General features: G+C 71.4%; 2 protein-coding genes. One reads left to right on the top strand and one right to left on the bottom strand.

What is annotated here, in order from left to right:
- Positions 1-20 precede the first annotated feature (20 nt).
- Positions 21-602: a MarR family winged helix-turn-helix transcriptional regulator gene (locus tag ACFRAR_RS13430; protein WP_380697933.1), complete on the bottom strand. Its 582-nt coding sequence runs from the start codon at positions 600-602 to the stop codon at positions 21-23.
- Between the two features lie 144 nt (positions 603-746).
- Between ACFRAR_RS13430 and ACFRAR_RS13425 the strand changes: the two genes are divergently transcribed.
- Positions 747-2,048, top strand: coding sequence for an MFS transporter (locus tag ACFRAR_RS13425; RefSeq protein ID WP_380697931.1), 1,302 nt, complete (start codon positions 747-749; stop codon positions 2,046-2,048).
- Positions 2,049-2,179: the final 131 nt, after the last annotated feature.

Genomic DNA, 2,179 nt, shown 5'->3' with positions numbered 1-2,179 from the left:
GGCGTGCCCCGTTCCGGGGCTCAGACCAGGTCGTCGGTGCGCCCGAGCGCGTCCGGCTGGCTCTCCTCGATCCGCCGCAGCATCCGGCCCAGCGTCGCGGAGAGCTCGGCGCGCTCCCCGCCCGCCACGTCCTGGAGGAACTCCTCCTCGAACACCGCTGCCATCCGCATCGACTCCAGCCACTTGTCCCGGCCGGTCTCGGTCAGTTCGATGATCACCCGCACCCGGTTGGTCTCGTCACGCTCCCGGGTGACCAGGCCGTCGGCCACCATCCGGTCGATCCGGTGGGTCATCGCCGCCGGGGTGAGCCCGAGCCGCTTGGCCAGCTCGCCCGGCCCCAGCTGGTACGGGCTGCCGGAGACCACCAGGGCCTTGAGCACCTCCCACTCGGCGGAGGTGATTCCGAGCACAGTCAGCTGCCGGTCGTACGCCACGCCCATCCGCCGGGACAGCCGGAGGAGGGACTGCACGATGGTCTCCACCTGTGGGTCCACGGTGGGGAACTCCCGCTGGTAGAGGGCCACTTGCTCAGCGATGCCGAACTCCGGGCGGGTGGCCGGGACGGGCGTGCCGACCGCCGGCCGCGGCTTGTCCGTAGTCATGCCGAACAGTGTCGCACGGTCGTGCACTCCTTAAGCCTTTGACTCCGCACCCTTCCAGTGCTAAGACTTTATCTCGTCAAACTTTAGCTCTGAAATCTTCTGGACTTAAGAGTATCCAGTCGAAACCAGGAAGGGATGTGCACGGTGACCGGCACGGTGAAGCAGCAGAGGCAGCGGCGTGGAGCGGGCGGCCCGCTGCGCCGCGTCCAGATCGGCAACGCGCTCAGTGCGTTCGGCGGCGGGTTCACGATGCCGTACATGTTCGTGTACGTGGACCAGGTGCGCGGACTGGGTTCGCTGGCGGCCGGGATGGTGTTCACCGTCTTCGCGCTGGCGGCCCTCGCCGTGCTCCCGTTCACCGGCCGCGGCATCGACAGGTACGGCCCCCGCCCGGTGCTGCTGGCCGGCGCGGGGCTCGCCGCCACCGGCGCGTTCGCCTTCGGCCACGCCACCGGCACCCCGGCCCTGCTGGTCTCCTCCTTCCTGTTCGGCGCGGGTGTCACCACCTGCCAGCCGGCGCTCGCCACGATGATCGTCCGCTGCTCGACGGCGGCCACCCGCTCGCACGCCTTCGCGCTCCAGTTCACCCTGGTCAACCTGGGCATGGGCGTCGGTGCGCTGGTCGGCGGGCAGATCGTGAACGTGGCCGACCCGGCCAGCCTCACCCGGCTGTTCACCATCGAGGCGGTGACGTTCCTCGGCCTCGCCCTGGTCACCGGCAGCGCCCGGATGCCCAAGGTCCAGCTGACCGCGGTCCACGAGAAGAGCGACGGTCCGACCGGCCTGCGCGCCCTGCTCGCCGACAAGGCGATGGTGCGGCTCAGCATCCTCGCCGGGCTGATCTTCTTCACCTGCTACGGCCAGTTCGAGTCCGGCGTCGCGGCGTTCGCCACCGACACCGTCGGCACCGCGCCCTCCACCCTGGGCTTCGCGATCGGCGCCAACGCGCTGACCATCGTGGTGCTCCAGATGTTCATGGTGCGGATCACCGCGCGCCGCCGCCGCACCACCGCGATGGCCGCGGCCGCCGTGGTCTGGCTCGGCGCCTGGGCGATGGCCCTGGTGGCCGGCCTGATCCGGACCGAGGCCATGGCCGCCACGGTCGCCATCGTCTCGATCTACGCCCTGTTCGGCGTCGGCGAGTCGCTGCTCGCGCCCACCATGGGCCCGATCGTCGCGGACCTCGCCCCGGCCCGGCTGCTCGGCACCTACAACGCCGGGTACGCCCTGGTGAAGCAGATCGCGGTCGCGGTCGGCCCCGCCGTCGGCGTGCTGCTGGTCGGCTCCGGCACCTGGCCGCTCTACCTGGCGGCCATGGCGGGCTCCACGCTGCTGATCGTCGTCCTGGCGCTGCGGCTGCGCCCGTACCTCACGCCGGAGCAGGACAACGCGGCCCCGGCCGTGGTCCACACCGTCCCGGTCCGGGAGCTCCAGACCGCCGCGTAGCGGAACGGCCCGCAAGGGCGTTTGAATCGGGCGCCGACCAGGTCACCAAGGGGGGGCCCCGCGGGCCTGGCTGGCCCCGCAACGCCCCATATGTGAAGTGGGGGTCGACCCTCCCGCCCACACCCGCGCCG

Source organism: Kitasatospora sp. NPDC056651 (assembly GCF_042792155.1).
Classification (GTDB): Bacteria; Actinomycetota; Actinomycetes; order Streptomycetales; family Streptomycetaceae; genus Kitasatospora.
Note: the sequence above shows the minus strand (reverse complement) of the source record. Positions and strands in the feature narration are given on the sequence as shown.

Excerpts from the sequence above, each read along its gene's own strand:
- ACFRAR_RS13430 (WP_380697933.1), bottom strand. The coding sequence starts at position 602 with ATGACTACGGACAAGCCGCGGCCGGCGGTCGGCACGCCCGTCCCGGCC.